Consider the following 23,776-nt stretch of genomic DNA (forward strand, 5'->3'; position numbering starts at 1 on the left):
TGCGTGGTTGTGCTGCTTCTGTTCACCGGCGTGTGCTGCGCGGCTCCTGTCTCGAACGCGATCAGCGCATACGTCGCGATGCAGACCGGGCTCCAGGACGACGGTGGGATCGCCGACGGCGGCACCGCGGCAGACATCCCCGCCCGGATGCTGACCGCCTACAAGAAGGCTGTCCAGCAGGTCGGGAAGTACAGGCCCAGGTGCCAGGGCATGCGCTGGCCGATCCTGGCCGGGATCGCCAAGGTCGAGTCGAACCACGCCATCGGCCGCAACGTCGCCGCCGGGGCCCCGATGTCTCTACTCCCGTGGGTTACCTCCACATCCGTCCACGTCAACACCGGCGGCCTGAATGTGCCGGTGGGCCAGGTCGGCACCGTCACCGTGACCGTGACCTGCACAGTCAACCTCTCCGACCTGCTGCTGCCGGGCGTGCCTGGGGCAAGGACGCTCACGTCGACGGCCGTCTCGGTGGTGGATCAGTACCGGCAGCGGGGTGACTGATGATCTTCCCTCAGATGTGGCTGCGCCGGGCGCGGCTGGACGACCGGGGAGGCGTCACCGTGTTCGTCGCCGTCTGCGTCATGGCGCTGATCGGGATCATCGGCGTCGCCGTGGACGGCGGCAGCAAGATGCGCGCCACTGAGCGCGCCGACTACATCGCCGGCGAGGCCGCCCGGGCCGGAGGGCAGGCCATCGACCCCGCCGAAGCCATCAGCGGCAACGCAATCGTCGTCGATCCGCAGAACGCGGCTGCCGCAGCCCAGGCCTACCTGCGCTCCGCCGGCGCCACCGCACGGTCAGCGTGTCCGGCGACGGCAAGACCCTCACCGTCCGCGTCACCGGCTCCTACGACACGAAGTTCCTGTCGGTGGTCGGGATCGGCTCGTTGTCAGTGTCCGGCCAGGGCAAGGCCACCCTCCTGCACGGCGTCACCGCACCCGAAGGAAACTGATGCCCGCCACCACCCACTCCCCCGCCGCGACAGTGGGCCGCACCCTGGCCCGTGTCGTCAAGGCCGGCTTGAGCCTGCTCGTTCTGGCCGCCGCGGTCGCGGGCCTGCCGCTGCTGCTGGCCTGGGCCACCCCGGTCATCTGGGCTTCCACCCACGACGACCTCACGCACCTGCTGGACCGGCAGGACACCGGCAGAGTGTTCCTGCTGCTACTCGCCTTGGTGGGCTGGATCGGCTGGGCGCAGTTCACGTTCTGCGCCGCACGCGAGCTGATCGCACAAGTGCGGGGCCGTACCTGGCATGCCCCGCGCGGGATGGGCGCCTCGCAGCGCGCCGCGGCCCTGTTGATCGGCAGCATCCTGGTGCTGCTGCCCACCAGCTCGGCGCTGGCCTCCGACGCCCAGGCTGCCCCGGCCACCACGGCGGCCCGCGTCCCCGGGCAGGCCCAGGCGCCGCAGGCCACCGCGAACGGGCAGGCTCACACGCCCGCGGCGAGCACGCCGGCGTCCCGCACGACGTACACGGTGCGCGAAACACGACCCGCACAGAGCCTGTGGGGCATCGCCGAGAAGGAGCTGGGCAATGGCGAACGATGGCGGGAGATCGCCGACCTGAACGAGGGCCACACCATGGCCGACGGCACCGTCTTCCGCGCGAACAGCTTTCTGCAGCCCGGCTGGCAACTGGCAATGCCCGAAACCGTCGCGGCCGCGGGAGGCCCCCGTACGCAACTGGGAGACAGCGCCCCGACGGCCGGCGAGGGGGGTGGGCACGTCGTCACGGTCCACTCCGGCGACTACCTGTCGAAGATCGCAGAGGAAGAGCTCGGCGACGGCAACCAATGGCCGCAGCTGTTCGCCGCCAGCCGCGGCAAGCCACAGCCGCACGGCCTGCCCGAGATCACTGACCCCGACGTGATCTACGCGGGACAGCACGTCACCCTCCCCGGCGCCCCGCCGGACCAGCAGGCGCCGCCACACGACAACCACCGAGGCGAGGAGGCGGGCAGCCAGGAGACCACTCCCCCAGCCACCCCACACCCCGACAGCACGCAGGCGCCGGGCGACGGCACGGGCGATGCACAGGCACCCGTACCCAGCCAGACCCAGGCGCCCGCACCGCAGTCATCGGCGCCCAGCACACCAGCCAGCCGCCCGACCGAACAGCCCGAACAGCCCGAGCAGGAGCAGGCCTCTCCGTCCGCCGCGGCGTCCGCAACGCCCGAGCCCAGCGCCAGCGCCAGCGCCTCAGCTTCTGCCTCCTCCCCTGCTGCCTCCCCATCGGCGTCGGCGGAACCGTCCGGTTCCGCTGCCTCCTCCCCCACCACCCAAGCGCCCGGGACTCCGGCAACGGCTCCGGCCAGCAGCCCGCTGAACCTGCGCACCGTTCTCGGCGCCGGCGCACTGCTCGCCGCCGCCATCACCGGTGCCCTCGCCCTGCGCCGGACACTGCAGCGCCGACGCCGCAAACCGGGCGAGAAAATCGCCATCGCAGCGGAGACCTCCCCGGCAGAGGCCCAGTTGGCGGCGGCCGCCGAACCCGGCGGTGCTGCCCGTCTGGACGTGGCGCTACGCACCCTGGCCCACCACGCGGCCCAACAGGAGGAGGACGACGCGGTCCTGCCGCCGCTGCGGGCCGCCCGGATCGGGACCCGCACGGTTCAGGTGCTGCCCGAGGACCTCGCCCAGGAACCGCTCGCGCCCTTCAACGCCGGGCAGGGCGGCTGGTGGATCCTGCCCGCTGATGCCGCGCTCCTGGACGAGGAGACGGCCCGCGACGTACCGGCACCGTGTCCGGGGCTGGTCACGATCGGCAGCACCGAGACCGGCGACCTGCTGCTACTCAACCTCGCCGGGCTGCCCGCGCTGTTGCTGGACGGCAACCCGCTCCACATCACCGAAGTGTGCACCTCACTCGTCCTGGAACTCGGGATGAGTCCCTGGGCGGCCGAAGCCGAGATCGTCACCGTCGGGTTCGGCGCGGACCTACCGCAGCTGCTGCCCACGGCGCGGATCGCCCACATGCGCCAGGCCGCGCACGCGCTGCGCGACCTGAGCGAACGTCTCCTGGAAGCACACCAGATGCCCGAAACCCTGCACCAGCCGTACCTGCTGCTATGCGCGTCTGCTCTGGACGAGGACACGGCCTGGCAGTTCGCCGACACGATTTCCCGAGCAGGGTCTGTGCCCGTCACGCTGATCGCCCCGGCGAGTACAGCGGCCGCACACTTCCCCGAGGCGGAGATCCTCAACGCCTCCCTCAGCGAGCCGCAACACCTCGACTACGCCGGCACCGACATCACGGTGCAGCGCCTGGAACACCCCGCCTACCTCCAGATCACCACCGCGCTGAAAGTGTCCGCACAGCCGGCCCACCCGGCCGAAGGGCCCTGGCAGGACATTCCGGACGAGCCCGACCACATGCCCCAGCCCGAGCAGGCAGTGCCGCAGGAGCCGATCGCGCCCGCATCCGCCGCCGCCTCGATCCCGTCGCCAGCGGCGGCAACAGATGTGAGCGGCGAGGTCTTCCCGGCCCTGCTCGCCGCCGGCACCGACCCGTCCGGGCTCCGCCTCCTCTCCCCCACCACATCATTGACCGGGTTTGAGGATGAAACCGGCCCGGGCACCGAAGCAGCAGTGCCATCAGCCCCGGCGTCCCCAGCTGCGGAGACCACCGACGCGGCAGAGACCACGGAGGAGCACGACCCGCGGGGCGCCGTCGAAGAGCCCACAGCGGCGGCGGAGGGGGAAGAGTGCGAGGCACATGACCTGCACGCCCCGGAGATCCGCATCCTGGGGCCGGTCGAGGTGACGGGCGTGGACAGCACCGGCCACGGCCCCAGGATGGCGCAGCTGGCCGCCCTGTTGTACTTCCGGCCGGGGCGGAGCGCGGATGTCCTGTGTGCCGACATGGACCCCATAAGCCCCTGGTCAACGAGCACCCTCAACGCACGCATGCAAGGCCTGCGCAGCTCCCTCGGCAGCGACCCCTCCGGCAACGTCTACGTGCCGCGCCGCAAGGCGGGCGAGGACCCCTACCGGCTCGCGCCCGGTGTGCGCTGCGACTGGAGCCGCTTCCTCCAGCTCGTCGAACGCGCACTACCGCAGGGACCGTCCGGCCTGAGCGACCTGGAGAAGGCACTGACCCTGGTACGGGGCAAACCGTTCGGCGGCCGGTCACTGCCCTGGGCCGAGCCCTACCAGCAGGAGATGATCACGCGGATCATCGACGTCGCCCACACCGTGGCCACCCACCGGATCTCTGTCGGCTCCCACCACGACTTCAGCGCTGCGTGGCAGGCCATCGCCACCGGCCTCGAGGTAGACGACACAGCAGAGCTGCTGTATCGGGACTTGATGCGCCTTGAGGCTGCACGCGGGAACCGCTCCGGACTGCACACCGCCATCACCCGCGTACAACACATCAACCAGGCACTCGACTGCTCACTCGAAACGGCGACTACTCAGCTCATCAACCAACTCCTCAACAACCCGGGCACGGAGATGCGCAATGCAGGATCCGCGATTCCGTGAGCTTCCCTGTGATCATGAGCACTGACTCAACGGCCGGCCCCGGGTCGCGGGGGCAGATTACCGAGGCGGCGTACGGCTTCGGTGCAGCCCAGTACGTTGACGCCTTCTGCGACCTCGGTGCCCTGTTCGCCAAGAAGCAGGTCCGAACCGGCCCACACGCAGTGAAGGCCCGGTGGATACCGGGCCTTCACGTCTTAAGTAGCGGGGACAGGATTTGAACCTGCGACCTCTGGGTTATGAGCCCAGCGAGCTACCGAGCTGCTCCACCCCGCGTCGATACGGTGAACTGTACGGCACCGACCCGGATCGGCCCAATCGACTTTCGCCTGCGCTCCGACCGAGCCCGATTGCTCATGCTCGACCGACATGGCCACTGCTCACCCAGTCCGGATTCTGACGTTCCCGCAGGAACGAGTGCTCACGGAACTGCGGACTACAGCGCAAGGCCCTTTAGGCATTCGTGCGCAGGGGTGCACGGTGCGCACTACGAGCTGGGGGCGACGTCCCGGGCCGCGTAGGCGAGCAGCTCATTCAGGGCCACCTTGTTGGAGGCGGGCGGCCGGGTGCGCCACTCCGCCAGTGTCTCCCGTACGGTCTGCGCAACCGCGTGCACGTGCCGGGCCAGACCGTCGTCCAGGGCGGCCACTGCCCCGTCCTGAGCACGTCCGGTGACGACGACCGGCCCATGCACCGGATGCAGGGCCATGCCTCGCCATGCGCTCGCCAGGGCCCAGGCGGCGATGTTCTGCGCGAGCCCCATCGCGCGCCCGTTGCCGTGGATGTGCAGGAGGACCCGCCGGTGGTACACGCCTTGATCAACCGCGTCGGTCGTTGCGATGTGGTCCTGGATCGCGGAGTGCGCACCGGCCCGCGGGCAGGTCGAGTCCCGTGACGGTGGTGTCGGGGGCGATGCGCAGGGCGCGCATGGGTCCTCCTCGCTCGGTGACGGGTGCGCAGCGCTTCTCAGATCGCTGTGCGCACCGACTGCGCAGTGCAGAGCGGGGGGTGCGGGCCCTCACTGCTGTGACTGCGCGTGGTGGCGGGTCAGCGCCTGCCAGCGCCGCTCGAAGTCGACGGCCTGTTCGGCGATGTAGTCGGTGGTGAGGGGCTTGTTGTGCTGCGCGGTGATCCCGTGCGCTGCGCATTCTTGCGCAATGGCGTCGAGCGGCGGGTTGTCGTTGCGCACTCGCTGCTCGGCCCAGAGGGTGTAGACACGGAACGGCAAGAGGTAGCGGCGCAGGGTGGACGGGCTGACCGGCTTTCCGCCGCGGCCGTTCATGCCCTTCGTGCTTGTGAGGTAGGCGGAGAGCTGCTCGGCCTTGGGTTCCTCGCCGTGCTCGGTCTGGTACTGCGTCCAGGCGAGGTAGTAGCGGTCGACGGTGGTCAGCGCGGCGGGCTCCGCGGTCGCGTCGCCTTCGGCCGACGGTTCGTCGATGGCGGCGTTCACCCTGGGACTGCGCTGCTCCTTGGCGGGGTGCGCGCCGATGCCGGCCGGTGCCTGCTCAGGCTCGTCCTCGTTGCGCAGGGGATCACCGGAGGGCGCCTGGCCGGCGGGCTCGGTGGCTTCCTCGTCGGCGGGCGGCTGCGTCTCGTCGAACTCGCGCTGCCGGAAGGCCGTGACGAAGTACTCCAGGTCCTCGCCCGTGATGGGCCGGCCGTTGGCGCCGGTGATCTGGTCTCGCTCGTGGACGTACGTGGCGAGGGCGGCGGCACCGGGGTAGGACCCGTGCTCCTGCGCGTACGCGAGCCAGGCGTTGTAGAAGTAGTCACCCCATCCGTCGTCCGCGTCGTGCAGGGCTTGCGGTTCGGTCCCGGTCCCAGCTGAGGGCGTGTGACGCGATTTGAGGAGCCGCATCAGGGGTTCGAGTTGCTCGTCGGACAAGGGCCCGCCGGCCGCGGTGGCGATGCCGTACTGGTCTTGGAGCCACACAGCGAACTGGGCGCTCGTGGGCTCGAATCCGAACGCGTCCATCCAGTGCTGATAGGCGTCGGCGAGGTGTTGGGCGTTCCCTTCGTCCGCAACGTCGTGCGGCTGCTCAGGGTCTACGGCTGGCGGCTGCTGCGCCGGCTGGGGCTGCACGCCGGGCACCTGCGCCAGATGCTTCTCCTGGCCGACGGCGGCCTCGAGTTCGGGGCTCTGCCGCTCGGCCGGAACCTGGGTCTGCTCGATGGTGAACTGAATCGGCGGCTCGTCAATGCCCGCCGCGGCCAGCCCGGCCGGGGCCGTCTCCGCCAAAGGCACACCGTAGCGGGCCAGGCGCAGCGGCATCAGCGACTCCACCGGGGCCTTCCTCCGCCAGGCGCGGCCGAAGCGGGAGCGCAGGCTCGCCCGGTAGACGAGACGCTCCTGTTCGAGCTTGATGACCTGATCATAGGAGCGCAGCTCCCACAGCTTCATGCGACGCCACAGCAGGAAGGTAGGGATCGGCGACAGCAGCCAGCGGGTGAGACGGACGCCCTCCATGTGCTTGTCGGCCGTGATGTCCGCGATCCGGCCAATCGCATGCCGGGCGGCCTCGACCGCCACCACGAACAGCACCGGGATCACCGCGTGCATGCCCGTGCCCAGCGGGTCCGGCCACGCCGCCGCGCCATTGAAGGCGATCGTCGCCGCGGTCAGCAACCACGCCGTCTGACGCAGCAGAGGGAAGGGGATGCGGATCCAGGTCAGCAGCAGGTCCAGGGCCAGGAGGACACAGATGCCGGCGTCGATACCGATCGGGAAGACATAGGCGAAGGCGCCGAAACCCTTCTTCACCGCCAGTTCACGGACCGCCGCATACGAACCCGCGAAACCGATACCCGCAATGACCACAGCGCCCGCCACGACCACACCGATGAGAACCCGATGCACTCGAGTCAGCTCGGGAATCTCACGGTCCCCCGCAGCCACGCCCCGCCCCCATCCCAGCCTTACAACTGACCAGCTCTCACACTCCCACGACCCACCCCAAGCCGTAGCACTTCCCCGGCAAGATGGCGCAGTTTCGCCAGCAAAAAACGGGCACTTCGGCCGGATGACCCGCGTTGCCGATACATCTCCGCTCGCGCGGAGAGAACGACGGCCGGGATTCCGACCGTGCTGGTCGGCGGTCTTCTCCGTGCGCGTGGAGGTAACCCTGAAGGGTGAAAAGTGGACCAATAGCGACGATCAGGCGAATTCACGTGCGCATCTCGGTGACGAGGTCGCGCACGTCTTCTCCAGGAGTGTGATCGGTCGTCGCCTCGAAATGCCACTCACCGTCGGACGGTGGGTCGTGTAGCCATCATGCCAAGCGGACATGCGATCTGGCGTGCCCTGCTGAGAGCCTCGGGCTGTGTTCCGGAGAGCACCAGGTCCAGGCACCGCTCCACCCGCGGAACTCTTGCGCTAGCTCGGACAGGAAGACGCCAGGGGCGCCACCGCCCCTACCTTGTCATGATCTTGGCCTGCACCGCTCGCTGTGTGCCGTCACGAGGAAGTCGCGCATCGAGTCGTCCTGTTCCTCCGGGAAGGGGCATGTCAGCCGGTGGAAGCACAGCTTCATCGCTCACATGTTCGCCCTGCCCACGCAGGCGGTGGCCCCTTCTTCAATGAGGGGGCCACCAGGCCGTGTTGCGAGTTCAGCCCTGCATGCCAAAGTCAGGGCGCTGCACAGCGCTTACGAACGCGGTCCATGAGTCGGACGGTACGACGAGGGCCGGCCCGTGCTTCGCCTTGGAATCTCGGATGCCGACTTCGCGGCTATCCTGCAGGTCGGCGATTTCAACGCATGAACCTCCGGTGTCGTTGCTGTGAGACGACTTGAACCATGCGGACTCTACGGCCACGTCAGCGGCCATCCTCGGTGTACTGATGGCTATTTCCATTCTCGCGCTAGCTGGTGCAGAAACCCGGCTGTACTAGCCGGCGGCAAGGCGCTGTCCCTCATCGCGTCGAAGCGCCGGATGTTCCGCTGTACCTCTCGCGGTTCGTCCGTGACGCTGATGGTGTTGGGCATATCGACCTGCACGATTGGGTCGAGCGTCTCGGAGAAGTCGAGGATCGCGAAATTGCTCTCTGAGCGATACGACACGACATCGTGGGCGAGGATCTGAACGGTCACGTTGTCCAGTTTGCTCAGTTCGATGATCTCGGCGTACTGCTCTCGCATGACATCAGGGCCGCCGACCATGCGTCTTACAGCCGTCTCGTCCATGATGACGCGCAGTTCCAGGGGGCTGTCAGACCGAGTGACGAGTTCTTTGCGCTCTAGCCGGAGCCTCACGTTCTGATCGATGTACTCGGTAGTTGTTTCGTCTACGGGCTTGGCGATCTGGTACAGCGCCCGCGCGTACGCCTCTGTCTGCAGAAGCCCGAACGTAAAGTTCGGCTGGAAGGCTCGCATCACAGTGGCGTCCTGTTCCAACCCGCGGTACGTGGGCATCTTCGACGGCATGAACGCCTTGTATGGAGTCCATGGCTCCTTGCTCAGGGACTCCCGGTGCAACTGAAGCAGAGTCTCCCGGTCTTCCTTCGGAAGGTCCAAGTCGTAGTGGTCGATCAGAGCTTCGAGGTCGCCTACCCGAGGTAGATCGTTCTCCCCTATTTCGACCCGTGCGAGTTTCGTGTGCGAGAAGCCGAGTTCCTTCGCGACCTCTTGGAGCGTCAGCCCCCTCTTGTCGCGTAGTTTGCGTAACTCCTTGCCGAGTTCCCTGCGTCGGAATGTGGCTCCGCGCTTCGCTGCCACTCTGCTGTCCTCTCACCAATGGCTGTCGGTGCTCAACGAGCGTCCTGTCGGGTGTCGGCGTATCTCGTGTGCCTGAGTGTCCCACCCCCTGTCACCCCGTGAGCAAGCCCCTGCCAGTGTTCTGGCATGTGCCAATTATTGTGCGCTCGCCGTTGAGCTTGCACAGTAACTCGCACATGCATCACGGTAGTTGAGTCATCGCAACCGGTGGCGTGGAAGCGCGTATTTCGCTGTGCGTGACGACGCCACGCCGCACCACCCTCATGTACTGAACGCCCGGAGGACTCGGCATGACACCACCTGCGTTCGCCACCCAGAAGGACACGCGCGTCCGGACAGCTCTCGAGATGTCCCTCGAGCGCCATCCGCACCTTGAACCTGGAACGCTCTCGGCGACTGATGCTGTGTGGCCGGCTCGGCTCCGCCGCATCGTCCGCGCCGCGCTTACCCACTGGGGCCAGCAGGATCTCGTCGAGAGCGCAGAGCTCCTCACGAGCGAGCTGGTCACGAACGCGCTACGCCACGGCCGCGGCCCCGACATCGGTTTCCGTCTGTCCATCCGCGACGATCATGTCGTGATCGAGGTCCGTGACGGCTGTCCGGACCTGCCCGTACTGCGCCAAGCCGGCCCCGACGACGAGGGCGGCCGAGGCCTCTTCCTCGTCGACTCCCTGGCCGAAACCTGGGGAGTCAGCCCCGACGGCACGACCACCTGGTGCTCCCTCCCCCTCACCAAAGGACCCGTCGACATGCAACCCGCCGCGGTTACCGCCCCGGTCTTACGAGAAATGCTGTTACCCCTGCCCGCCGACGCCACCGCGGTCAACATCGCCCGCATCAAGGGGCGGACCCTGCTCACGATGCTGGGCTGGCCCGGCAGCGTGCACACCGCGATCGACGTTGTGCACTGCCTCGTCGACAACGCCGTGCGCTACGGTCTGGCCCCCGAGGGGGGCAGGCAGAGCCTCGCCGTCTGCCTACGCGTAACGGAGGCCCACGAGCTCCTCATCGACGTCACAGACCCGAACCCGACGTTCCCCGGCTTCGACACGGCCCTCACCGCCGGCCCAGGGCGCGGCGTGGGGGACGTCCAGCAGGCCGGCGCGGCGCTCACCTGGTTCGTCAGCCCGGACTGCGAGGGCAAGACCGTCCGCGCCACGATGCGGCCGGGCACGGTGAACCCGTGACCTCCCCGGCTACCGCGGTGGAGACACTATCGGTCACCGGCGCCGCGGTGATGAACCAGCTGATGGAGTCTGCCGGTCCGGCCTGTGAGCCGGCCGCCGACATGGCAGACCTCGCCGAGGTGATCCGCACGCTCCTTGCCGTCGAGGCGCTGCGCGACACCCGCGTGCGTCTCGGGGGCAGCCTCTTCGACGTCGTCATCACCAGTTCCGGGATGCAGGCCCGTTCTGCCGTCGCTGTCATGGACTCGGTCCAGGGCGGCTGCGGACCCGTCATCGAGGATCCCGCAAGCGGATGGCTGTACTGGCTGGTCCCGCCCGGTTCATCCAGCCGGTGGGCGCCCCACACCCACGCCGTATGCCTCGGCGCTCCCCACACGATCACCCTGCCGTCCCTGAATCGCACCGCTCCCCCTAGCCCGTACTGGCTGCGGCCGTCCGCGAGTGACCGGCTTGTGCCCACGGGCCCCCTGTGGGAAGCCCTCGCGCAGTTGCGGCCCGAGCCGACTCCGCATGCCGCGCTCGCTGTCCAGCTCGGATGCGCGGCCTTTTGAGACTTCGCGGCCGCCGACGCTGCTGGTCCCCACCAGGCTCGGCGGGCAGGCCCAACTCCCGCTGCCGGCACCCTGATCCGGCCCGGCAGCCGGTGACCCCACCTCGGAACGAGGATCCAAAGTGCAGCTGCTTCTGCTCGGCGCCTTCAAGGTGCCGGTAGGCGCCGCCCTGTCCCTCACGGACCGGCCCGGGTTCGCACAAGCCTGCCGATACGCGGCGCAGGGCTCCCCTCACGGGATCACCGCCGCCGCCCGACCCGTCATCACCACCGACGACGACACCCCCGCGCACGTACTCGATCGCCTCCACTCCCGCGGGCTGTTCCTCGCTTTCCCACCCACCCTCACCCCCACGACCGAGCAGAAAGGCGCCTGATGCCCCAGCAACTGCACTGGAAGGGCATCCACGTCCCCTACATCACCCCCTGGTCCGCAGAAACACCCCACAGTCACCCCCTCGTCCGCCGCGGCCCAGGCATCGCCTACCTGGACGAGATCCCCTTCATCGACCGCTGCGACGGCGTGCTGTGGCAGCGCATGCCCGCAACCCGCGGAATCGGCCGCCCGAACTTCGCCGGCGTCCACGCCCTGCGGCAACGACAAGCCATGCGCGCCCTGCGCTGCCAGGTCTGCGGCGAGCCCACCACCGGTGAGCGCACCGACCAGCGCTCCCTGTTCCTCGTCCACGCCGACCCCGGATACCCCATCCGCGAAGGCGAGAAAACCGTCGCACCGCCCGTCCACCAGAGCTGCGCCCACGAAGCCATCGCAGCCTGCCCCCACCTGCGCAACCATGCCGCCGCACTCGTCACGCACACCCCCGCATGGGGCGTAGCCGGCATCCTCTACGACCCGAACACCCTGCAGCCCCTGCCCGGCCCCGACAACGACGGCGCAGGCCTGGAATGCATCAGCTACGACGACCCACGGATCCATTTCACCATCGCCGCCCGCGAAATCATCCTCCTCCACGACATCGAGGAAATCACCCTCAACCCGCACACATCACCCACCTGAACCTCGCCCGACCGCTCCACACCCGAAACCCCCAACCCCGACCCCGACCCGGCCGACATCGGTCGGCGCGAGCGCGACCCCGAGTGGTATTGGGCGCAGCGGTCCGCGTACGCCGCCACGAGGCCGCAGGGACGGGAGGCGGACAAGGGCTGCCGAGGGCTGCGTGCGGACGACGTACGACGGGGCAGGTCCGCGTACGTACGCGTTATCGCCACGTGCGAACTGATCCAGCCGGGCCACCCTGAGCATGGTGACCGAGCAGGCGCTGCACCGGTGCACCGGTGCACCGCGAGGAACCGTCGCCGTCCTTCGACGAACGGAAAGTGGCCTCCCGCCGCATGGTGTGCGAGGCACACCTGGCACGCTCCCGCTGGATCCTGTCCTCAGGCCAGAAGATCACCACCGCTTCGAGGAGGTCCCGCCGCGCGTCACCTCCAGGCATTCCTCGCGCTCGCCGCCGGGAAGGACGGTGCCGCCGTCCACTACCCGCGCGCGCCTTCGGCCAGCCGGACTGTGAACCCACCCAGCCCCCGGCGGCCGGTCCGCGTGGAAGGACAGCGGGGTGGAGGCTCAGCGTCTTTGAGTCGCTGGCCGTGCGGCAGCCCGGTCCAACGTCCGCCGATCATGTCCAGACGCTGGGTGATCGAGCGCTCCCTCGGCACGCCCACGGCATCGGCGAGGACGTCAATATCCGCCTCCAGGTCCCGCAGCCGCTGGCCGTACGTCGCCGTCTCGTTTTCCATACCCACCATCCTGACAACCGTCTGCGGCCGGCGCCGCAGACCGCCAGGCCGAAGGTCAGGTCGGGTTCAGTGGAGTAATGCCGGTGCCCGCGTACAGCTCGGGTTCCAGCGACAGGACAGTGAGCGGTTCCCCCGCCTTCACCGCCTGCCAGGCGATCGCTGCCGCGTGCGCCACCGGCCAGTCGACGTTTCTCCAGTCCATCGCATCCACCGCGTGCACCGCGGTGAACGGCACGTTCTCCGCGAACCGCAGGGACGCCGCATGCTTGCCGGCACCGGCGACCTGCCGTTCGGCGGCCAGCATGGACAGCGACGGGATGATGACCCGGCCAGTGCCACGCGAGGCCTCGATGTAGAGGCCGGTGAAGAAGGCATCCGCACGGAACAGGGCGGCCAGAGCGGTGTGGTCCAGGACGGCCGTCAGGTTCATGCGGCGGCGCCGCCCTGATGGGCGCGGATCTTCGCCCAGGCGTCCTGGCCGGCCTGCTGGACCTGCTCGGTGTACTCGATGCCCAGCTCACGGGCAGCCTCGAAAGCCCGCTGCTCCCGCTCGGCCGCCGTGAGCTCCCGGGTAGCGAGGTCCTCCAGCAGCTCCGTGATGGTGGTGCCGCGTTCCTCCGCAAGGATGCGCAGCCGATCGCGCACTTCCTCACTGGTTTTGATGCTCGTCGGCTTGCTCATAGAACCGATTCTACCGCCGGTAGACACGATGGCGACCAGCCTTCGAGCGCGTCAGACTGAACGCTTCACCCGGCCCGTGAACGCTGTAGTCGGCCCGTCTGAGCGCTGTTGCTGGCCCGCAGGGCAGCGGTCGGCTTTCTCACCTGCGGGGAATTCCGGAAAGCGGTACCGGACGCTGCGTGCACGCGCTCTGCAGGGTGCGTGGAGGCTTCCGTTCGTACAGCTGCTGTCGAGTCGGCGCCGGTGTGGTCCCACAGCTGCACACCGGATGACCTTGTCACCCCGTATGCCATCGGTCCCAAGGCAGCTACTCGTCTGGATACAGGCTTGGGGTGGGACGGCGATGGACAGCGTTGTGGAAGGCGTCTGAGGCTGAGGTGATCTGCCCGGTCGAGGATCTGGCGGGCTTTCCCGCGCTGGCTTCGGCGCCGGTGCGTCGGTTCACCTGGCGGGCTCGGCAGAGGCACCGCCCCGGGTTGCAGTACCCCACGACCAGGCCGAGATCCTCATCGAGATGGAGCGGATCGACAGCTGGCTCTGCGAGTACCTCGCCAGTCACGGTTGGGCCGCCGAGCACACCTTCTACTCCAAGCGCAGTTTCCTTCGCGACGCCGTCGCCCTCCGCCCGGACCTCGCCACGCCATGACCGACCAAGCGCCCCCCGGCAATCCCCCGCAGGAGGTACCGCAACCCACATGAGTGATCGAACACTGCATCACAGCCCGCCCCACCCGACCGCACAAGGCGAGAGCCCGGTATTCGAAATCACGTTCTAGATTTCGCCCCCTCCACCCGTTACGGCTACAGCAGGACCGCCGTTACCCGATCACCTGTCCGCATCTCGCCCCGTGGAGTCCCCATGCATCCCGTACGCCGCCCTGGACTCGTTCACCCTGCGTTCGAAAATGCCGCTACCTCCTCGGGCGCCAGCCTTCGCCTCACCTCCGGTCGCGCAGCTCTGCTCGACGACGGGTCACGACCGGATACGAGGTACCTGGCATGACGCAGTCCACACCTCTCCCGTCCTCCGTCCTCACCTATAGCTTTCGGCACGGTGGTGCCCTCGTGACCAATGGTCGGCACACCGTAGAACGCCTGGTGCAGGAGGGCCGCCCGTGAGCGACTCGCCTCACCGGCTGATCGCCGACGTGGCACAGGTCCTGCTCCGTACGAACGGCGCCGCCCTGTGCGTACGCCGCGCACTGGACGCCGCCCTCGCACCGGGACAGCTCACTGTCGTGGGCGGCCACCTGGAAGTCGGTGAACCACTCGACCACGCTGCGCGACGCGAGGCCATGGAGGAGGTGGGGGTCCTTATCACTGCTGAGCAGCAGGAGTTCTGCGGGTTAATCCACCACCACGACTCCGACGGTGGCCTGGACCGGATCACCGCCGTGTTCGTGGCGCAGTTCTGGACGGGTGAGCCGTACAACGCCGAGCCACACAAGCACGAAGGGCTCTTCTGGGTGCCGATGGAACGACCGTCGCCGGACTGTCACCCCTACACCGCCACCATCTTCCACATGCTCACCCACGGCCCGTCCTACCGGGCCATCAACTGGCCTGCGGGCGGCGCCCGGTGAAGAGATTCATCGGCCCGGTCACGATGGCCGATCCGCAGGTCTCCGACGCCGAACACGAGCTGTTCGGCGGCCCCCTGCGCTACGACATGGGCTGGTCCCAGCACGAGCACGCGACCTTGGACCTGACCATGATGTCCGCGCTGCGCTCCATGCCCACACTCGTCGGCGCAACGCTGCGCATGGCGTGGCAGGCCGACCGGCGTGCTCTGCTCTCGGTCGGGGTCAGCGAGATCGGCCAAGGCATCGCCGCAGCCGCCGGCCTGCTCGCCGTCCACGCCGTCATGCACGCTCTGCTCGCCGGCAACGGCAGCGCTGCCGAGCGGCTGCACGCCCTGTTACCCGGCTTGTTGGCCGCCGCCACTATCGGCGTCATCAACTCCATCGACCCAGCCGTCACCGACCGGGCCACCCGCTTCCTGACCCAGACCGGATACGGCCGCATCCGCGTGGTCACCGCGGACGCCGAGCACCTGCCTGCCGAGGTGGTGCCGGACGGCGGATTCGACGCCATCGTGGTCACCGTCGACACCTGGGATCTGCCCTGGATCGACGCCCTGGCCGAGGGCGGCCGTCTCGTCGCACCGGTGCGTCTGCACGGGTACCACTCTGGGCCATCAGCATCACCAAGCGCGACGGGGCCTTGCACAGCGACGAGCCGCTCATCGTCTGCGGCTTTGTCGCCATGCAGGGCGACGGCGCCTGGCACAGGAATCGCCGCACCGTCCCAGGCACCGGCGTCCACCTGTCCTGGGAAGACGGCACCCCGTTGCCCGTCGACGAACTCGCCCCAGCCCTCACCTGCGAGCCGACCGTGACGCACACCCACGTCACCGTAGGCGGCCAGGAACCCTTCGACGCCCTCACCCTCTACCTCGCCGGCGCCCTGCCGGGCTTTTGCCGCCTCTCGGCCGACTCCGACGGCGACAACGGGGTCCTGAACCCGCCGACCAAGCACTGGCCCGGCGCCGCGATCGTCCGCGGCAACTCCCTCGCGCGACTGGCCACCGAGCGCATCGGCGACGGAGACGACGGCAAGGGCCTGTACGAGTTCGTTGTCCATGGCCACGGCACCCGAGGACACCTCGCTGCACAGGAGATGGCCGAGCAGGTCCGGCACTGGCAGCACAACCACCGCGGCGCCCTCTGCCCCCGCATCACCGCCCGACCGGCCGCCAGTTGCGCCCCGCCGACCAGAGACCACGAACTGCACGTATTCGCCAAGAAGCACACCCGCATCACCGTGGACTGGCCGATCGTTCCCGGCCCCGCTGCACTGCTCACCGTCCGAGGGAGCTGCAGCGCCGGATGAACGGCCGTACCTCCTGATCACCGCTCCCGACCCGTGCCGAACCCATGCCCGCCCCACCGATAAGGAAGGCACCGCCAAGTGACCACTCCCATCTCAGGTTCGGATGACGTCGCACCGCGTGCCGCCCTGTCCGCAGGGCAGCACGCCGTCCCCCGGCACACGGTGTGGGTCGGCGCCGCCGCGCTCGTCACTGACCAAGTCGGCCGCGTCCTGCTCGTTCACCCCACCTACCGCGAGGACGACCGATGGCTGCTGCCCGGAGGAGTCGTCGAACCCGGCGAACACCCGCACGTCGCCTGCCGGCGCGAGATCACCGAGGAACTGGGCCTGACAAGCCTCCCCCTGTCGGGCGTGCTCGCCGTCCACTCCCTCTCCCCGCACCACCCGGACAGCCAGCACAGCACGCGTTTCCCCGGAGAGATCCGGTTCGTTTTCGATGGCGGAACGCTCACTCCAGACCAGGCGGAGGCCATCCGCCTCCCGCGCGAGGAGCTGTCCGAGTACGCCTTCCTGGAGACCCGGGACGCGGTGCAGCGGCTGCGCCCCGTGGACGGGCAGATCATGCTCGCCGCCTACCGTGCACGGCTCGGGAACACAGCCACCGCTCACCTCGCGGACGGCCGGCACATCCTCGACGTCCCGGCACTGGACCGCCATGACGTGCACGTTCGCTACCGGCCTCTGTGGGAGAGCCCCTTCAACCGCGACCCCGTCCCCGAACGGCTCCCCGTGCAGCAAGCCTGGGCGTGGTGCTTCGTCCCGGACGGCCGGGTCGTCCTCTTGGCCGACCCCGGCCCGCAAGGCGCGCTGCCGATGCTGCCCGGCGGCACGGTGGAGAAGACCGACGCGACTCCCGAGGACACCCTCCGCCGGGAAGCCGCCGAGGAAGCGCAACTCGCTCTGACTGACCCGGTGCGACTGGGCTGGGTGCTGGACGAAACCGGTGAGGTCTACGGCGGGGTGGGGCCCAACGCCCGGCTCCGCTTGGCCGCCCGGGTCACCGCCGTCGGGCCGGCGGCCGTCGACCCTGCCACCGGCCACCCCTTCGCACGCCTGCTCGCCTCCCCCGCCCAAGCAGCCGCCCTGCTGGGATGGGGGCCGCCCGGAGCGCGGCAAGCCCTGCTTGCCGCTGAGACGGCCCGGGAGCGGTGGGGTCTGCCTGCCGCTCGGCCCGCTGCCATCGAGGAGATCCCTGCTGAGGGGATGCGGCTGAGCTGACACGAACGACTACCCCGCCTCCATCTGTCCCGCTTCACGCTCCTCTGAGGTAGCCGAATGCCGCTGTCACCCGACCACATCCGCACCACCGTCGAGACCTACCTCGCTCGCCACCCTCACGAGCGCGCGCAGCTTGCCGACCTCCTGGGCGCCCTCGACCGTCCCACCGATATCGCCAGCCGCTCCACCTTCACCGGACACGTCGCCTGCGGCGCGATCGTCATCGATCCGCTCGGCCGCGTCCTGCAGGTGCTGCACCTGGCGAGCGGCAAAGTCCTCGCTCCCGGCGGACACACCGAGCCCAAGGACGAGTCCCTGGCAGGGGCGGCTCTTCGGGAGCTGCACGAGGAGACCGGGATCCCGCCCCAGGCCGTGGCACCGTGGCCCGGCTACGAGACTGTCCCGTTCGACATCGACATACACGACATCGACGCCCACCCGGGCAAGGGGGAACCCAGCCACCGGCACTTCGACCTCCGGTTCCTCTTCCGCCTGCAGACCGCGGTAGAGGTGCCGCTGGTACTGCAGGAAGAAGAGGTCGGTGGCATCGAATGGCGTCCCGCGCACAGGGTGGCCTCCCCCTCCCTGCGCCAGAAGCTGCTCAAGCTCCCGCCCGGAACCGGACCGGCGACCGCCAACGCCTCGGCCCTGATCTACAGCGACCGTGGCGAGTACCTGCTCCACCTGCGCGACTACTTCCCCGGCCGGATCTGGGAGCCGGGGATGTGGTCACTGCTGGGTGGTGGCCGAGAGCCCCAGGACGCCACCCTGGAGCACACTGTGCGGCGCGAACTGGCCGAGGAAGCCGGCCTCCACATCGCCGACCTGACCCCGTTCGGCATCGAGGAAGCAACCGACGACGCCGGCGTGACCGTACCCATCGCCATCTACGCCGGCCGCTGGAACGGTGACCCCCGCGAACTCCACCTGACGGAAGGGGTGATGCTGGCCTGGTTCGCCCCCGACGACCTCCACCGCCTCCGCATCGCAGACACCACCAGCGCCCTCGTACGGCGCCACGCCGCCAGTCGCCCGGCCGGCGCATCCCGCACCGCGTCGCAGAGCGGGCCCGCATCGCACGAGGGGCGCCGCCCGGCCGCTCCGCACGGCACGGTTCCCAACATCATCGGCGTTCACCTCTACCTGGAACGGCCTGACGGGACGGTGCTGCTCGGGCTGCGCCACCCCGACTCCAACTTCGCGCCTTCCACCTGGCACGTCCTGGCCGGCCACTGCGAGCAGGAGAGCGCCATTACCTGCCTGATCAGAGAGGCATGGGAGGAGGCCGGTCTGCGCATCGAACAACAGGACGTCGAACTCGTCCACGTCGTCCACCACATCGACCGGGCCGGGGGCCGGCCCCGCATGGGCCTGTTCTTCTGCGCTCGGACCTGGAGCGGCGAGCCGGAACTACGCGAGCCGGACAAGTGCACCCAGTGGAAGTTCTGGGATCCGGCCGCCCTCCCCGAGGACCTCGTCCCCTATACCAGGGTCGCCATCGAGGGCATCCGGGCCGGCCGCTCCTACTCCGAAACGGGCTGGGTGTGAACATGCCCGCTTCCATGCACCCGGACCTCCCGCCCGAGGAAGTGCGGCAGCTCGCCGAAACAAGCAGTGGGCTACATCGCCAGCGGGTCGGACACCTCTGTGGCCCGCGAGAGCAGCCGGGTGTGACGGGCCGACGGAGCAGGGGGCGGGAAATGGTCCACCCTGAAGATTCCGTCACGGAGCACCCCCCGTTCACCTTCCATGGGCCGCTGAACGCAACGAACCACACCGCATCTATCGGAGGCATGTGTGCCTGACGACACCCAACAGGCGATCCCAGCCGTCCCGAGTCCGGCGGCCAGAGAGGAACGGCAAGAGCACCACATGCACCTGCTCCCGCGGTACTACCGCCAAGTGGAAGCAGGCCGCAAGACGATCGAAGTGAGGGTGGCCACCCCGCGGAAGCGCGCCGTTGCCGTCGGCGACACGGTCGTCTTCCACGACCGCGACACCGGCCGGGAGCTCGACGTCATCGTGCAGCGGATCACCCCGTACCCCTCCTTCGAGGATCTGCTCAGTTCAGAGGACCCCGCGCGCATCGACCCGAACGGGCCGCCCGGAGAACTGCTCGCCAACCTGCGCAGCATCTACCCGCCTGCCAAGGAGGGCCTCGGCGTCCTCGCCTTCGCATTCGACCACCGCCCTGCACGGCCAGGCCGACCGATGCCGATGACGCCCGCGCAGTACGCGCACACCGTCCCCCACCACACGGTGTACGGCTGCCTGTACATCCGCGACGAACACGACCGGCCGGTTCAACTGCGCTCGGTCTACGGCTCGCGCCTCTGGCAGTTCCCGGGCGGCAACCTGGACGCCCAAGGAGAGGACCCGCTGCAAACCGCTCGCCGCGAAGCGGTCGAAGAGACCGGCCTCGCACTGGGCCTGGATACGCCGAAGCTTCTCCTGACGCACTTCCTGCACGCCGGGCCCCGCCTGCCGCTGAACAAGGTAGGGCTCATCTTCGACGGAGGCCGGCTCACCGCAGAGCAGCTCGGTCGCATCCGACTCGATCCCGCCGAGCACGACATGTGGGCCGTGCACGACCTCGCCACCTGGCAGCGCTTGATGGCGCCGCGCGCCTTCGACCGCCTCGACGCCATCGAACAGGCCCGTCGTGGCGAAGGCCCCGCCTACCTCACCACGCACACCTGATCCCCAGCGCACCCACCCAGGAGGCAATCGTGGCCGCCGAGGACACCAACACACGGGCCTGGCATATGTATGGCCAGCGACAACTGGCTCACGCCTACACCCCGCCCGTCCCCGACCAGCTCACCTGGACACCTTGGGAAGGGGTCGGACCGGGAGCAGAAGTCCTCGGTGACGTCACCGGCCGCCGCGTCCTGGACATCGGTTCGGGAGCTGGCCACCACGCCGTCCATCTCGCCCAGGCGCACGGAGCCCGCGTCACCGGAACCCGGGCGGACATCGTCCGCTGGGACGCCGAGCACGTCGACTGGCGGAGCTACGACGCGGCCATGATCCGCTCCACCTGGGACTACGTCACACGTATCGACGAGTTCCAGGCCTGGATCGACCGCTGCGGCGCACAGACCCGTCTGCTCAACCCCCCGTCCGTCCTCCGCTGGAACGCCGACAAGCACCTCGGGATCGGCGCCGGCATCTCCGTACCCCCGCTGACCACGGTCCTGATGGAGAGCGTGGCGGCGGAGCGGGCTGCGGCCGACGCGGCCGTCCTCAGCACCTGTCGGCAGCTCGGCAGTTGCCTGGCCGTAGCCTTCCTCGGCGGGCGCGTGGCGGAGGGACGGGCGTTCCAGGACGGGCTACGCGAGAGCCTGCTGGTGCTGGCGGCGGTGCTCGGTGTGTCTTTCCTCGCGGCGCTGAGGATGCTGCGGTCGTCGTCGCGCAAGGCGCCGGGCGGGAGGATCGTCGCATCCGGTCGATTCGGTGGGCAGACGCGTGAGCCCGCCGTGTACGGCACCCAAGCCGCGTGACCCGAGACCCAAGGCACCCGCGGCTCGCGGGGCCGCCACGGAAACACGAGGCGCCCTCGACGGAAGGGTCTTGCGACGGAGGTCCTCACCGTGCCCGGGTCACAGCGGTCACAGCCACCCCTGCCGGGCGGCCTTCAGCCCCGCCTCGAACCTGCTGGTCGCCTCCAGACGCTCCATCAGCGAGGCCATCTGGCGGCGCACCGTACGCATGGACACCCCCAGCCGCCGTGCGGCGGCCTCGTCGGTGATCCCCCCGGCCAGCAGCTTGAGCAGCTCCTTCTCGGTCGCGCTCACCTCGGGCCCGGCCTCCGCCGTGCGGTTCCCCAGCGGAATGGCCGTCTCCCACGCCTGTTCGAACAGGACCAGGAGGTTGCCGACGACGGCCGGCTCCTCGGTGCGCAGAGCCCCCGCGCGGGTGTTCGAGGGATCCAGCGGGATCAGCGCGATCCGGCGGTCGAAGACCAGCATGCGGGGTAGCAGCAGCGGCGCGGTATGGACCTGGCCACCCTTCTCCTCTTCTCTCTTTGCTTTTCCTTCAAATTGTCTGGCTGATTCGGCCAGATCTCTCGTACCGCTCCGGGCCGCTTTCCGGGCGTCCGCGGCCCGTGACTTAGGTGAGCCGATGGCACTCCGGCCGGAGGGAACCGGCAGTCAAACGACGGTCGCCCGCCGTGGGGCGGGCGACCAGACTGAGAAACGTCCAGTTGATACGTGTGTTGGGCGAGACGCACTGTGACGGCGCCTCGCTCGGCCTTGTCCACCCGCCTCAAGGTGCTTTACTCACGCGAAGTCAGCATTTTGCCATAAATCGGACAGAGGATTCGAATGACTGACACATGGTTGATCACCGGCGCGTCCCGTGGGTTCGGGCGCGCCCTGGCGGAAGCCGTCCTGGAGTCCGGGGACCAGCTGGTCGCGACCGCCCGGCGCCCGGAGCAGCTCGCCGACCTGGTGTCCCGCTACGGCGACCGGGTTCGGGCGGTGGCCCTGGACGTCACGGACACCGCCGCGGCCCAGCACGCGGTACAGGCGGCGGTCGACGCCTTCGGCCGTCTGGACGTGGTGGTGAACAACGCCGGATACGCCAACAGCGCCCCCATCGAGGAGATGACGGAGGACGACTTCCGCGGCCAGTTCGAGGCGAACTTCTTCGGCGTCGTCAACGTGACCCGGGCCGCTCTTCCGGTGCTGCGTGCACAGCGCTCGGGAACGTTCCTGCAGTTCTCCTCCCTCGGCGGACGGGTGGGCGGCACCCCGGGCATGGGCGCCTACCAGAGCGCGAAGTTCGCCGTGGAGGGCTTCTCCGAGGTCCTGGCGGGCGAGGTCGCGCCCTTCGGGCTCAAGGTCGTCATCGTCGAGCCGGGCGCGTTCCGCACGGACTGGCAGGGCTCGTCGATGGAGCTGCACGCCGTGGGTGCCGACTACGAGGAGACCGTCGGCGCCATGAACACCTACCGGGCGGCGAACAACGGCAACCAGCCCGGCGACCCGGTCCGCGCCGCCAGGGTGCTCATCGACGTGGCCCGCCACGACGACCCGCCGCGCCGGCTGCTGCTCGGCGCCCAGGCCGTGACCATGGCCCTGGAGGCGGGCGATGCACGCGCCGCCGAGACCCGGAAGTGGGCCGAGGCAAGCGGCGCGGCGGACTTCCCCGCCGGCGAGTAGGCCGGCCGCCGGACGGCCCACGCCTCTCGTCTTCTCCACCCCTTCCCCTTTACGACACCCTCCCACCTCTCTGAAGGAGATCACTCATGTCTCGCAAGACCTGGCTCATCACCGGCGCTTCCAGCGGACTGGGCAAGGCCCTCGCCGAACACGTCCTGGCCCACGGGGACCAGGTGGTGGCCACGGCCAGCTCGACACAGGTCACCACCGAACTGGCCGCCCGCTACCCGGAGACCGCGCTGGCGGTGAAGCTCGACGTCACCGAGGCCGAGGACCGTGCCGCGGCCGTGCGCGCCACTCAGGAGCGCTTCGGCGGTATCGACATCCTCGTCAACAACGCCGCCATCGACTTCGTCGGCGCCCTGGAGGAGCAGGAGGAGGACGACTACCGCCGGCTGTTCGAGGTCAACTTCTTCGGCGCGGTCGCCCTCACCCGGGCCGTGCTGCCCGGCATGCGGGCCCGGCGCAGCGGCACCGTCGTCAATGTGTCCTCGATGGACGGGCTGGCGAGCCTGTCGGCCAATGGCTACTACTCCGCCAGCAAGTTCGCGCTGGAAGGCTTCACCGAGGCCCTGTGGCAGGAGATCGAGCCCATCGGCCTGCACGCGATGATCATCCAGCCCGGTTCCTTCCGCACCGGCATCGAGAACCGGACGAAGGTCTCCGGCGAGGCCATCGCGGACTACGCCGCCACGGCCGGTGCCTTCCGCGCGATGATGGGCAGCCTCACGCCCGAGATGTTCCCGGGCGACCCGGAGCGGGCTGCCGAGGCGATCCTCCAGGCCGTCAACGCACCGGAGCCGGCCCACTGGATCGTCCTGGGCAGCGACGCCCAGCGGCGCATCGGCGTCAAGCTCGACCAGCTGCGGGCCGAGTTCGAGGCGGGCCGGGAACTGGCGTTCAGCACGGACTTCCCGGGCGCGGCCGAGAACGCCGTGCTCTGAGCCGGCGGGCAGGCTTCGCGCCCGGCCCGGACGGGTTCGGCGCAGCGGGGGCGGGGGGGGGGCCCCCCCCCCCCCCCCCCCGGGGTTTCAGGCCACCCCGGGGCGGGCCACGCCCCGTCGGAGCCGCCGTATAAGGTTTATGCCAACAAATAAGATTTATTAAAACAAACGGGGGGTTGGC

The 23,776-nt window shown here is 69.2% G+C and carries 25 protein-coding genes, 1 tRNA gene and 1 pseudogene; 17 read left to right on the forward strand and 10 right to left on the reverse strand.

Features of this window, described 5'->3' with window-relative positions; all coding sequences use genetic code 11:
- Nucleotides 1–3 precede the first annotated feature (3 nt).
- The 3 genes and pseudogenes from ACFY16_RS35260 (at nucleotide 4) to ACFY16_RS35270 (ending at nucleotide 4,485) form a co-directional block, all read left to right on the forward strand.
- A complete protein-coding gene (locus tag ACFY16_RS35260) occupies nucleotides 4–501 on the forward strand; it encodes a hypothetical protein (RefSeq protein ID WP_390651310.1) in 498 nt (165 codons plus the stop codon).
- Nucleotides 501–952, forward strand: a pseudogene (locus ACFY16_RS35265) (TadE/TadG family type IV pilus assembly protein). The gene ACFY16_RS35260 and the pseudogene ACFY16_RS35265 overlap by 1 nt, the downstream one beginning before the upstream one ends.
- Nucleotides 952–4,485 carry a hypothetical protein gene (locus ACFY16_RS35270; protein WP_390651311.1) on the forward strand — a complete coding sequence of 1,178 codons (3,534 nt, stop codon included), beginning with the start codon at nucleotides 952–954 and terminating at the stop codon, nucleotides 4,483–4,485. Before ACFY16_RS35265 ends, ACFY16_RS35270 begins: the two are co-directional and overlap by 1 nt.
- A 199-nt stretch (nucleotides 4,486–4,684) precedes the next feature.
- Here ACFY16_RS35270 and ACFY16_RS35275 read toward each other — a convergent pair.
- The 6 genes from ACFY16_RS35275 to ACFY16_RS35300 all read right to left on the reverse strand — a co-directional run bounded on the left by ACFY16_RS35275 (nucleotide 4,685) and on the right by ACFY16_RS35300 (nucleotide 9,194).
- A tRNA-Met gene (locus tag ACFY16_RS35275) sits at nucleotides 4,685–4,758 on the reverse strand.
- A 211-nt stretch (nucleotides 4,759–4,969) separates the two neighbouring features.
- On the reverse strand, nucleotides 4,970–5,293 hold the full coding sequence (locus tag ACFY16_RS35280; protein WP_390651312.1) for a hypothetical protein: 324 nt from the start codon (nucleotides 5,291–5,293) through the stop codon (nucleotides 4,970–4,972).
- Between the two features lie 207 nt (nucleotides 5,294–5,500).
- Nucleotides 5,501–7,339, reverse strand: a complete 1,839-nt coding sequence (locus ACFY16_RS35285) for a DUF2637 domain-containing protein (protein WP_390651313.1) — start codon at nucleotides 7,337–7,339, stop codon at nucleotides 5,501–5,503.
- Nucleotides 7,340–7,751: 412 nt separating this feature from the next.
- On the reverse strand, nucleotides 7,752–7,868 hold the full coding sequence (locus tag ACFY16_RS35290) for a DUF6228 family protein (protein WP_390651390.1): 117 nt from the start codon (nucleotides 7,866–7,868) through the stop codon (nucleotides 7,752–7,754).
- Nucleotides 7,869–8,088: 220 nt separating this feature from the next.
- A complete protein-coding gene (locus ACFY16_RS35295) occupies nucleotides 8,089–8,334 on the reverse strand; it encodes a DUF397 domain-containing protein (protein ID WP_390651314.1) in 246 nt (81 codons plus the stop codon).
- Nucleotides 8,325–9,194, reverse strand: a complete 870-nt coding sequence (locus ACFY16_RS35300; protein ID WP_390651315.1) for a helix-turn-helix domain-containing protein — start codon at nucleotides 9,192–9,194, stop codon at nucleotides 8,325–8,327. Before ACFY16_RS35300 ends, ACFY16_RS35295 begins: the two co-directional genes overlap by 10 nt.
- Before the next feature lie 290 nt (nucleotides 9,195–9,484).
- Here ACFY16_RS35300 and ACFY16_RS35305 point away from each other — a divergent pair, with 290 nt between their 5' ends.
- The 4 genes from ACFY16_RS35305 (at nucleotide 9,485) to ACFY16_RS35320 (ending at nucleotide 11,949) form a co-directional block, all read left to right on the forward strand.
- On the forward strand, nucleotides 9,485–10,381 hold the full coding sequence (locus tag ACFY16_RS35305) for an ATP-binding protein (protein ID WP_390651316.1): 897 nt from the start codon (nucleotides 9,485–9,487) through the stop codon (nucleotides 10,379–10,381).
- Nucleotides 10,378–10,932 carry a hypothetical protein gene (locus tag ACFY16_RS35310; protein WP_390651317.1) on the forward strand — a complete coding sequence of 185 codons (555 nt, stop codon included), beginning with the start codon at nucleotides 10,378–10,380 and terminating at the stop codon, nucleotides 10,930–10,932. Before ACFY16_RS35305 ends, ACFY16_RS35310 begins: the two co-directional genes overlap by 4 nt.
- A gap of 121 nt (nucleotides 10,933–11,053) precedes the next feature.
- Nucleotides 11,054–11,308 carry a hypothetical protein gene (locus ACFY16_RS35315; RefSeq protein ID WP_390651318.1) on the forward strand — a complete coding sequence of 85 codons (255 nt, stop codon included), beginning with the start codon at nucleotides 11,054–11,056 and terminating at the stop codon, nucleotides 11,306–11,308.
- Complete coding sequence (locus tag ACFY16_RS35320) at nucleotides 11,308–11,949, forward strand: hypothetical protein (protein ID WP_390651319.1); 642 nt, start codon at nucleotides 11,308–11,310, stop codon at nucleotides 11,947–11,949. Before ACFY16_RS35315 ends, ACFY16_RS35320 begins: the two co-directional genes overlap by 1 nt.
- Nucleotides 11,950–12,431: 482 nt before the next feature.
- Here the strand turns inward: ACFY16_RS35320 and ACFY16_RS35325 are convergent, their stop codons facing one another.
- From ACFY16_RS35325 to ACFY16_RS35335, 3 genes are read right to left on the reverse strand one after another with little or no spacing between them, the layout of a single operon-like run.
- Nucleotides 12,432–12,692, reverse strand: coding sequence for a hypothetical protein (locus ACFY16_RS35325; RefSeq protein WP_390651320.1), 261 nt, complete (start codon nucleotides 12,690–12,692; stop codon nucleotides 12,432–12,434).
- 55 nt (nucleotides 12,693–12,747) lie between these two features.
- Nucleotides 12,748–13,122 (reverse strand): PIN domain-containing protein, encoded by a 375-nt coding sequence (locus ACFY16_RS35330; protein ID WP_390651321.1) that lies wholly within the window; start codon nucleotides 13,120–13,122, stop codon nucleotides 12,748–12,750.
- A complete protein-coding gene (locus ACFY16_RS35335; RefSeq protein ID WP_390651322.1) occupies nucleotides 13,119–13,373 on the reverse strand; it encodes a hypothetical protein in 255 nt (84 codons plus the stop codon). Before ACFY16_RS35335 ends, ACFY16_RS35330 begins: the two co-directional genes overlap by 4 nt.
- 514 nt (nucleotides 13,374–13,887) lie before the next feature.
- Between ACFY16_RS35335 and ACFY16_RS35340 the strand changes: the two genes are divergently transcribed.
- The 8 genes from ACFY16_RS35340 (at nucleotide 13,888) to ACFY16_RS35375 (ending at nucleotide 20,986) form a co-directional block, all read left to right on the forward strand.
- The gene (locus tag ACFY16_RS35340) at nucleotides 13,888–14,019 is read left to right on the forward strand and encodes a hypothetical protein (RefSeq protein WP_390651323.1); all 132 of its coding nucleotides are present in this window, start codon (nucleotides 13,888–13,890) and stop codon (nucleotides 14,017–14,019) included.
- Nucleotides 14,020–14,488: 469 nt separating this feature from the next.
- Nucleotides 14,489–14,956, forward strand: coding sequence for an NUDIX domain-containing protein (locus ACFY16_RS35345; RefSeq protein WP_390651324.1), 468 nt, complete (start codon nucleotides 14,489–14,491; stop codon nucleotides 14,954–14,956).
- Entirely contained in the window at nucleotides 14,953–15,771 is an 819-nt protein-coding gene (locus ACFY16_RS35350; RefSeq protein WP_390651325.1) for a hypothetical protein, read from the forward strand. Before ACFY16_RS35345 ends, ACFY16_RS35350 begins: the two co-directional genes overlap by 4 nt.
- A complete protein-coding gene (locus ACFY16_RS35355) occupies nucleotides 15,768–16,265 on the forward strand; it encodes a hypothetical protein (RefSeq protein ID WP_390651326.1) in 498 nt (165 codons plus the stop codon). Before ACFY16_RS35350 ends, ACFY16_RS35355 begins: the two co-directional genes overlap by 4 nt.
- 78 nt (nucleotides 16,266–16,343) lie before the next feature.
- On the forward strand, nucleotides 16,344–17,483 hold the full coding sequence (locus tag ACFY16_RS35360; protein WP_390651327.1) for an NUDIX domain-containing protein: 1,140 nt from the start codon (nucleotides 16,344–16,346) through the stop codon (nucleotides 17,481–17,483).
- A gap of 57 nt (nucleotides 17,484–17,540) precedes the next feature.
- Entirely contained in the window at nucleotides 17,541–19,031 is a 1,491-nt protein-coding gene (locus tag ACFY16_RS35365) for an NUDIX domain-containing protein (protein WP_390651328.1), read from the forward strand.
- A gap of 324 nt (nucleotides 19,032–19,355) precedes the next feature.
- Nucleotides 19,356–20,183, forward strand: a complete 828-nt coding sequence (locus tag ACFY16_RS35370; RefSeq protein ID WP_390651329.1) for an NUDIX domain-containing protein — start codon at nucleotides 19,356–19,358, stop codon at nucleotides 20,181–20,183.
- Between the two features lie 29 nt (nucleotides 20,184–20,212).
- Nucleotides 20,213–20,986: a hypothetical protein gene (locus ACFY16_RS35375; protein ID WP_390651330.1), complete on the forward strand. Its 774-nt coding sequence runs from the start codon at nucleotides 20,213–20,215 to the stop codon at nucleotides 20,984–20,986.
- A gap of 108 nt (nucleotides 20,987–21,094) precedes the next feature.
- Here ACFY16_RS35375 and ACFY16_RS35380 read toward each other — a convergent pair whose 3' ends face one another.
- Nucleotides 21,095–21,454, reverse strand: a complete 360-nt coding sequence (locus ACFY16_RS35380) for a LuxR C-terminal-related transcriptional regulator (RefSeq protein ID WP_390651331.1) — start codon at nucleotides 21,452–21,454, stop codon at nucleotides 21,095–21,097.
- A 357-nt stretch (nucleotides 21,455–21,811) separates the two neighbouring features.
- Between ACFY16_RS35380 and ACFY16_RS35385 the strand changes: the two genes are divergently transcribed.
- Nucleotides 21,812–22,651: an oxidoreductase gene (locus ACFY16_RS35385; protein ID WP_390651332.1), complete on the forward strand. Its 840-nt coding sequence runs from the start codon at nucleotides 21,812–21,814 to the stop codon at nucleotides 22,649–22,651.
- A gap of 86 nt (nucleotides 22,652–22,737) precedes the next feature.
- Nucleotides 22,738–23,595 (forward strand): oxidoreductase, encoded by an 858-nt coding sequence (locus ACFY16_RS35390; protein ID WP_390651333.1) that lies wholly within the window; start codon nucleotides 22,738–22,740, stop codon nucleotides 23,593–23,595.
- Nucleotides 23,596–23,776: the final 181 nt, after the last annotated feature.

Origin of the sequence: Streptomyces sp. NPDC001315, assembly GCF_042896175.1 — a bacterium.
Lineage (GTDB): Bacteria > Actinomycetota > Actinomycetes > Streptomycetales > Streptomycetaceae > Streptomyces.